Genomic DNA, 7108 nt, shown 5'->3' on the forward strand with positions numbered 1-7108 from the left:
GCAATCTTTGTTTGATTAAAACCAGCTTGTATTAGAGCTTCGATTTGGTATCTTTGCTCAACGGTTAATTGTTTATATTTTTTCATGCAAGACAAATTTAGGCTTTTGACCTTAAACACTTGGAGGATAACTCCAAGTGTTTTTAATTTATATGTTGCAATTATAACTTGAACTTACAAGTAAATATATTTTGGTATTCTCTAATTTTGTTTCAACAATTTTTACAATTATGAAGTCATTATTTCTACAAATTTCAGTTTATTTTCTTTCTGTTTTTCTTCTTGCAAATTGTGCATCAACAAGTAAAATAAACACGCTCAAGCCTGAACCAGAAGATGCTACTCCCTTGATTTATGATAACAAACCCTCCTTTATCAGTATGCCAGTTGCTTTAAAAATCAAAGATATTGAAAATCAAACTAACAAGTATTTGACAGGATTAATTTATGAAGATAATAACATTGAGGACGACGACTATACCATAAAAATTTGGAAACAAGCCCCTATTCAAATTGAAAATGAAAGTGGGAAGATTAAAACAGTTTTGCCTTTAAAAGTACTCGTTAAGTACCGGATTGGAACAGATAAGTTGGGTATAAATTTGTACAACACACGCGAGTTTAATTTTAATGGAACAATTACTTTACAGAGTTCTGTTGCGATGAATAACTGGAAATTAAAAACAAAAACTGCTTTTAAATCCATTATCTGGAATGAAAGTCCTTCCATTAAAATATTTGGTAAAGAAGTTCCCATAACCTATGCCATCAATCCAGCGATTCAAGTTTTTAAATCTAAAATTGAAAAAACAATTGACGAAAGTATTCAGGAATCCGTTGATTTTAAGCCCAACGTTTTAGATGCATTAGATAAAATCGCGACGCCTTCTGAAATGAGTCCCGAATATGAGTCATGGCTTCGTGTGGTTCCAACTGAATTGTATGCCACGGATGCCATTATCAAAGGGCAAAGTATTGAAATGCAAATGGGTTTGAAATGTAGCATTGAAACCTTAATTGGCAATCAACCTGCAAAAATTTTTGATAGAAATAAAATTGTATTGAAGCCTGTAGCGAAAATACCGGATCATTTTTCTGCAAATATTGTAGCGGTTTCTACCTATCAAGATGCATCCAAGATTATCACAAAAAATTATGAAGGTCAGGAATTCGGGTCGGGAAGCCGAAAAGTAAAAGTGATGAATGTGGCACTTTGGCATAAAAATGATAAAATTGTTATTGCATTAGATTTGACGGGAAGTTTGACAGGAACCATTTATTTAACGGGTTTGCCAAAATATGATGAAGCGACAAAAGTGGTTTATTTTGAAAATTTGGATTATGCCATTGATACTAAAAGTAGTTTGATTCGAACAGCAAATTGGCTGGCTTCTGGAACAATTCTCAAAAAGATGGAACAACTTTGTAGGTATTCGTTACAGCCCAATTTAAACGAAGGCAAAGAAACAATGTTGAAATATTTGTCTAATTTCTCTCCTATGCCTGGTGTGTTTTTAAACGGAAGAATGGGAGACATCAAATTCACGGAAATTCAATTGACGAATAAGGCGATTTTGGCTTTTTTAAACGTTAGCGGCAAAGTAGCTGTAAAAGTAGATGGGCTGGAGTGATAGCTGAATGGTGTGGACTGCAGTTGTTGCGTTAGGGACAGAAGTGGAGCTCTCCCGATAAAAATCGGGATGTGTCCCGATTTTTATCGGGAAGCGGGAACGGATGACCCGACCCCGATTTTTTCATCGGGGTAACGCCCAAATTTTTATGGTAATGCTTCTGATTTTAAATTAAACTTGTAGTTAAGCGGTTTTTTTCTGCCTGCTTTTGTAAACTACATAACCAATTATTGCTACTAAAATATACGGGAAAGCCATAAGGTAAACGATGCCGTCGTTTACAGCTTCTGCTTTGACGCCGCCTTCTTCGGTTTCTAAAACGGCACGACACATTGCACATTGTGCATAGGAACTTGTCGTCGTTATTAGAAACATTAGTAAAAAAATTAGTGCGTTTTTTTTGATTTTTCCGTTTTTATACCGCATAATAGGGGGAAATCATTAAGTAAACAATTACACCTGTAACGGCTACATATAACCAGAGCGGAAAAGTAATTCGTGCCAATTTTTTATGTTTGTCAAAGCGTTGGGCTAGGGCACGAACGTACGTGATTAGTACTAATGGAATGATTATAATCGATAACGCAATGTGAGTAATCAAGATAAAAAAGTAAATCGGTCGGATTATCCCTTTGCCTCCAAACTCTGCTGAATCGGCCGTCATGTGATAGGCAACATACATTCCTAAAAACGCTACCGAACAGGCGATGGCGGTTTTCATTATATTTTCATGTAATTTTCTGTTGCCGTTTTTTATGGCAATTACGGCTGCAACTAATAAAACGGCTGTAATACCATTTATGGTTGCATAAATTGGCGGTAAGAACGACAAAGGTTCTACATCAAAACCAAAATCTTTGAGTTTGATTTTAAAAAGTACAGCTACAGCAACGGGAATTGCGATCGATAAAACGATGATCCATTTGCGGTATTTTAACTCAACTGCGTTTAAATTGTTTTTCATTATTCTTGTAAAAGTAATTTGATATCTTCGGTTAATGCTTTTATGCCTTCTTTTTCGAGACCGTCATAATACAAAATTGGGTTACCAAAATCGTCTTTTCTGCAACGGATGTTTCCTTCTTTATCAATTAATGCAAATAGTCCGGAGTGTTCAAAACCGCCGTTTACTTTGCTGTTTTCTGCGGCATACATGTTGAAACCTTTGTTGGCAATTTCGTAAATATACGCTTGATCTCCGGTTAGAAAGTGCCAATTTTCGGCTTCTATCCCTAAATCGGCTGCGTGTTTTTTTAATACTTCTGGCGTATCGGTTTGTGGATTAATGGTGATGGATGCGATGCCAAAATTTTTCAAACCTTTAAATTGTTGTTGGACAGTTTTTAGGTTCGCGTTCATTTTAGGGCAAATTGTAGGGCAAGTAGAAAAGAAAAATTCCAATACGTATACTTTTCCTTTATAGGTTTCGTTGGTTACGGTTGTATTGTTTTGATTGGTTAAACTAAATTCGGGAGCGGCTCCAATTTTTACCAAATCACTTTCAACATGCCTTGTTTGTATGTTAAGACGATCACCTTTTATAACGTCCCCACTTTTAACTCTTTCCACGATTTTAGGAATGACGAGAATTCCAAAAACGAGAACAATAAATGATATTCCGATGTAGGATTTATTTTTCATCTGTTGCGATATGAAGTCGTTTGGTTGCATTTCTGTTTTTTTTCAGAGCTGCTTTGTATTCGTATAATATAATTTTGAAGTCATCAAGCATTTCATTGTGCAATTCAGATATGTAAAACATGCTGTATCCTTCTTTATACTCTTTTTCGCTATCTACTTTTCGTCCTCGAAGATTTCGATTTTTATCAACGATATACACGTTATTGTTGCCGAAATTCGAATCCAACTTGTCTTTTTTCAAATTCAATTGATTGTAAAAATGAGTTATATCGGTCGGTGTAGCAAAAACAAATTTCCATTGCGTCATATCGGTCGTTTCTGCCAACTGTTCTTTAAAAACTGTTACATCCTTTTCTGTGCCAATGGGCGAAAGCACTACAAATTGAAGGTCGGTAAATTTATGGTAGCGTTGGTAAATTTTTTCGTTGAGATTAAAATAATTTCCACGATTTTTTAAAACATCCATTCCTCCAAAACTAAGGATGGTAATTTTTCCCTGTAACTGAATCTTTTCGTCAGTCAGACTTGTCCAGTCGCCAAATTCAGGAATTTTAGCAGTTAAGGTCGGTAATTTTGAAAAGGTATTCACTCCAGATGCAAAAAAAAGATAGGCTACAATAGGTAGAATGAAGAGACTGAAAAGGACAATATTTTTTTTCATTTTAGAGGGTACATTTCTGTTGTGCAAAAATAAAAAAAGGAACGCAAAACGTCCCTTTTTAAATAACTAATATGGTGTTAAAAATTCCATTTAATGGTCGAATTTTTAAATATTTCGTAAATGTAATCGGCCTCTATCAATAATATAAATACTAAGTAAATAATCAAGAAAATAAGTGGCGCTACTACAGCATTTTTAAGTGAGCTTGTTTCGCCTTCAATGTGCATAAAGGCCCAAACAATATAATAGGCTTTATAAATCGTTAGCAGGATGAAAATCCAGTTCAATAAATTCATTGATAAAAATGAGTTGTGGTGCAATACTTCCGGTTTGAAAATACCAAAAATAACTTCCACTATTGTTACTGCTGAAAGAAGGAAAAATACGTTCCAGATTCTTTTTGTATTAGATACGTGTTCGTGTGCCATAATATTTTTAATTTTTTTAAAATTACACTAAATAGAAGAAAGTAAATACAAATACCCAAACCAAGTCGACAAAGTGCCAATACAATCCTACTTTCTCAACCATTTCATAATTTCTTCTTTTTTCATACGTTCCTAAAATTACATTAAAGAAAATAATGATGTTGATAATAACTCCTGAGAAAACGTGGAAACCGTGAAATCCAGTTATAAAGAAAAAGAAATCAGCAAATAATTTACTACCGTATTCGTTTCGGGTAAGATTTGCGCCTTCTACTACATAATGTGCTTTACTCAGCATATCAGCCGAAGCTTCTCGGGTTAATATAGACTTTTGCTTTGGCTTGTCATTTAACGTTGGATGTAACGTTTTGTCTGCTTTATTGGCTTCTGATGCTTCATACAAAACTTCAGTACGTATCAAAATATTTGGATTAGCTGCAAAACCTGCTTGAACTTCCGCTACTGAAAAACTTGGAAGAGCACTCTCGCTCGAAAACCAAATGCCTTTGTCGGCTGTATGTTGAACACGTTCTTCAGGAAGATGTACAGCAAAGTCTTCTAATTTTACTCTTTTTCCGGTATTGTCTACAAATTGTAATAAACTTCCGCCTTGAGTTTCAATAGCACCATATTCTCCTTTTATAAAATTTTTCCATTCCCAAGCTTGAGAGCCCACGAATATAAAACCACCAATAATGGTCAGAAACATGTAAAGAGCTACTTTTCCTTTTTTTAGTTGATGTCCGGCATCAACTGCCAAAACCATAGTTACAGAAGAAAAAATCAAAATAAAAGTCATCAATGCCACATAGTACATTGGTGCATTTACACCGTGCATGAACGGAAAGTGATTAAATACTTCGTCTGGCAACGGCCAAGTTTCAATAAATTTAAATCTAGAAAAACCATAAGCTGCTAAAAATCCAGTAAATGTTAGTGCATCTGATACGATAAAAAACCACATCATTAATTTACCATAACTGGCATTCATTGGCTCATTTCCGCCACCCCAAGTTTTGCCTTCGCTTTTTGCAGTAGTAACTGTCGATCCCATAAAATTAATTCGTTAAAAAGTTCCCAAATTTACGTTTTTTTCTTATTTAAAGAAATATAAAAATAAAAACAAATACAGCCAAAGAAAATCAAGAAAGTGCCAGAACATCGCACCTAGCTCTATTCCAAGGGTTTGACTGGAGTTGTATTTTTGTTTAAAATGATTATAAATTATAACTAAAATAGATATTAAGCCTCCCAAAAGATGCAGTAAATGGGTAACCACTACTACATACATAAAAGAGGTAGTCACCGTGCTTGTAGGTCCCGTTGCATAAAAACCCAAATCTATTAATTGTCGGAATCCGTCCAATTGAAAATAAACAAATGCGAGTCCTAGGACTAAAGTGCTCAATAAATAAGTAGTTGTTAGCGATCTGTTGTTGTTTTGAATCGCTTTTTTAGCCATATAAAAAGTGATGCTGCTGATCATAATTACTAATGTACTGATGATAAACGCAGTGGGCATTTCGAAATTTTTCCAGTCAGCTCTTGATTTACTCACTACATAGGCACTTGTTAATCCTGCAAAAACCATTACAAAACTAATCATGGCAAACCATAAAAGTAATTTTTTTGACCGACCTTCTCGATCGTTGTATTCTTCTACTGTCATATTTTTTATCTTAAAAATTTATCTGATATATAAACAATTTGTAACAATGTAATGTACATCACGCTTACCAACATTAATGTTCTTGCTGCTTTGGTAGATCGGTCATTGTATAATTTTACGGCATAAACCAACATCCAAATTCCCAGTAAAAGTACAACAAATGCCGCAATTGGACTCAAAAATAAATCACTTCCTATTAATCCAATGGCAGGAAATAATGCCGGCAGTAAAGATGCTAATATCAACCAAACGGTATATAATAATATTTGTAATGCGGTTGTACGGTCTTTTTTTCCTGATGGAAGCATAAAAATGCCTGCTTTTTCATAGTCTTCGTACAAAAACCAACCTATAGCCCAAAAATGGGGAAATTGCCAAAAAAACTGAATCAAAAATAAAGTTCCTGCTTCAATGCCAAAATCACCATTGTTTGCTGCAACCCATCCCAACATAAAGGGAATCGCTCCCGGAATCGCTCCAACAAAAACCGATAAAGAGGTTATTGTTTTTAATGGAGTGTACAAACTGGTGTATAAAAATATAGAAATCGCCCCGAACATTGCTGTTTTAGGATTGATGTTATAAAGCAAAAAAATGCCAATAATAGTGAGTAAAGCAGCAATGACAAACGCTGTAGTTTTCGACATTCTGCCCGATGGAATTGGACGATTTTTTGTGCGATCCATCAACGAATCGATATCTTTTTCAATGATTTGATTATAGGCGTTTGAAGCTCCCACCATACAATATCCTCCTATAGCAAGCATTATCAAGGTGATCCACGTTTGCGAATTGAATTGGTCAATTCCCAATAAAAAACCTGCAATCGACGAAAACACCACGCTAACAGCTAATCCTGCTTTAGTGATTTCTTTAAAATCAAAAAAAGTGTCCTTGATTGAAAAAGTAGAATTTGTAGCTTCCAAAGCGGTTTTCATTATTATAGGATTGCTTTTATAACGGTGTGCAAAGATACTTGTTCAAAAGTGAAATGGCAAAAAAACAAAGCATAAAAAATATTTAAGTATCATAGAAAACAAAAAACCCGAATATTTCTATTCGGGTTTTGTGGTACCTCC

General features: G+C 34.7%; 9 protein-coding genes. 1 reads left to right on the forward strand and 8 read right to left on the reverse strand.

The genetic code is table 11. The annotated features are described in order from the left end of the window. Positions 1-229: 229 nt before the first annotated feature. A complete protein-coding gene (locus ACIQ2X_RS12005) occupies positions 230-1630 on the forward strand; it encodes a DUF4403 family protein (protein ID WP_396179155.1) in 1401 nt (466 codons plus the stop codon). A 183-nt stretch (positions 1631-1813) separates the two neighbouring features. Here the strand turns inward: ACIQ2X_RS12005 and ACIQ2X_RS12010 are convergent, their stop codons facing one another. The 8 genes from ACIQ2X_RS12010 to cyoE form a co-directional block, all read right to left on the reverse strand. Further along, complete coding sequence (locus tag ACIQ2X_RS12010; protein WP_396179156.1) at positions 1814-2005, reverse strand: hypothetical protein; 192 nt, start codon at positions 2003-2005, stop codon at positions 1814-1816. Between the two features lie 40 nt (positions 2006-2045). Then, a complete protein-coding gene (locus ACIQ2X_RS12015) occupies positions 2046-2594 on the reverse strand; it encodes a DUF420 domain-containing protein (protein ID WP_396179157.1) in 549 nt (182 codons plus the stop codon). Then, positions 2594-3301 (reverse strand): SCO family protein, encoded by a 708-nt coding sequence (locus ACIQ2X_RS12020; protein WP_396179158.1) that lies wholly within the window; start codon positions 3299-3301, stop codon positions 2594-2596. The genes ACIQ2X_RS12015 and ACIQ2X_RS12020 overlap by 1 nt, the downstream gene beginning before the upstream one ends. Beyond that, positions 3261-3932 carry a hypothetical protein gene (locus tag ACIQ2X_RS12025; protein ID WP_396179159.1) on the reverse strand — a complete coding sequence of 224 codons (672 nt, stop codon included), beginning with the start codon at positions 3930-3932 and terminating at the stop codon, positions 3261-3263. The genes ACIQ2X_RS12020 and ACIQ2X_RS12025 overlap by 41 nt, the downstream gene beginning before the upstream one ends. Positions 3933-4009: 77 nt before the next feature. After that, positions 4010-4360, reverse strand: a complete 351-nt coding sequence (locus tag ACIQ2X_RS12030; RefSeq protein WP_396179160.1) for a cytochrome C oxidase subunit IV family protein — start codon at positions 4358-4360, stop codon at positions 4010-4012. 22 nt (positions 4361-4382) lie between these two features. Then, entirely contained in the window at positions 4383-5414 is a 1032-nt protein-coding gene (locus ACIQ2X_RS12035; protein ID WP_396179161.1) for a cytochrome c oxidase subunit 3, read from the reverse strand. A gap of 42 nt (positions 5415-5456) precedes the next feature. Further along, positions 5457-6029, reverse strand: coding sequence for a heme-copper oxidase subunit III (locus tag ACIQ2X_RS12040; protein WP_396179162.1), 573 nt, complete (start codon positions 6027-6029; stop codon positions 5457-5459). A gap of 5 nt (positions 6030-6034) precedes the next feature. Further along, entirely contained in the window at positions 6035-6967 is a 933-nt protein-coding gene (gene cyoE / locus ACIQ2X_RS12045) for a heme o synthase (RefSeq protein ID WP_396179163.1), read from the reverse strand. Positions 6968-7108 lie beyond the last annotated feature (141 nt).

The organism is Flavobacterium sp. (genome assembly GCF_044368625.1).
GTDB lineage: Bacteria > Bacteroidota > Bacteroidia > Flavobacteriales > Flavobacteriaceae > Flavobacterium.

Bases quoted from the DNA above. Each gene is read 5' to 3' on its own strand.
- ACIQ2X_RS12040 (WP_396179162.1), bottom strand. From the start codon at position 6,029: ATGACAGTAGAAGAATACAACGATCGAGAAGGTCGGTCAAAAAAATTA.
- ACIQ2X_RS12025 (WP_396179159.1), bottom strand. From the start codon at position 3,932: ATGAAAAAAAATATTGTCCTTTTCAGTCTCTTCATTCTACCTATTGTA.
- ACIQ2X_RS12015 (WP_396179157.1), bottom strand. From the start codon at position 2,594: ATGAAAAACAATTTAAACGCAGTTGAGTTAAAATACCGCAAATGGATC.
- ACIQ2X_RS12010 (WP_396179156.1), bottom strand. From the start codon at position 2,005: ATGTTTCTAATAACGACGACAAGTTCCTATGCACAATGTGCAATGTGT.
- ACIQ2X_RS12020 (WP_396179158.1), bottom strand. From the start codon at position 3,301: ATGCAACCAAACGACTTCATATCGCAACAGATGAAAAATAAATCCTAC.
- ACIQ2X_RS12030 (WP_396179160.1), bottom strand. From the start codon at position 4,360: ATGGCACACGAACACGTATCTAATACAAAAAGAATCTGGAACGTATTT.
- cyoE (WP_396179163.1), bottom strand. From the start codon at position 6,967: ATGAAAACCGCTTTGGAAGCTACAAATTCTACTTTTTCAATCAAGGAC.
- ACIQ2X_RS12005 (WP_396179155.1), top strand. From the start codon at position 230: ATGAAGTCATTATTTCTACAAATTTCAGTTTATTTTCTTTCTGTTTTT.
- ACIQ2X_RS12035 (WP_396179161.1), bottom strand. From the start codon at position 5,414: ATGGGATCGACAGTTACTACTGCAAAAAGCGAAGGCAAAACTTGGGGT.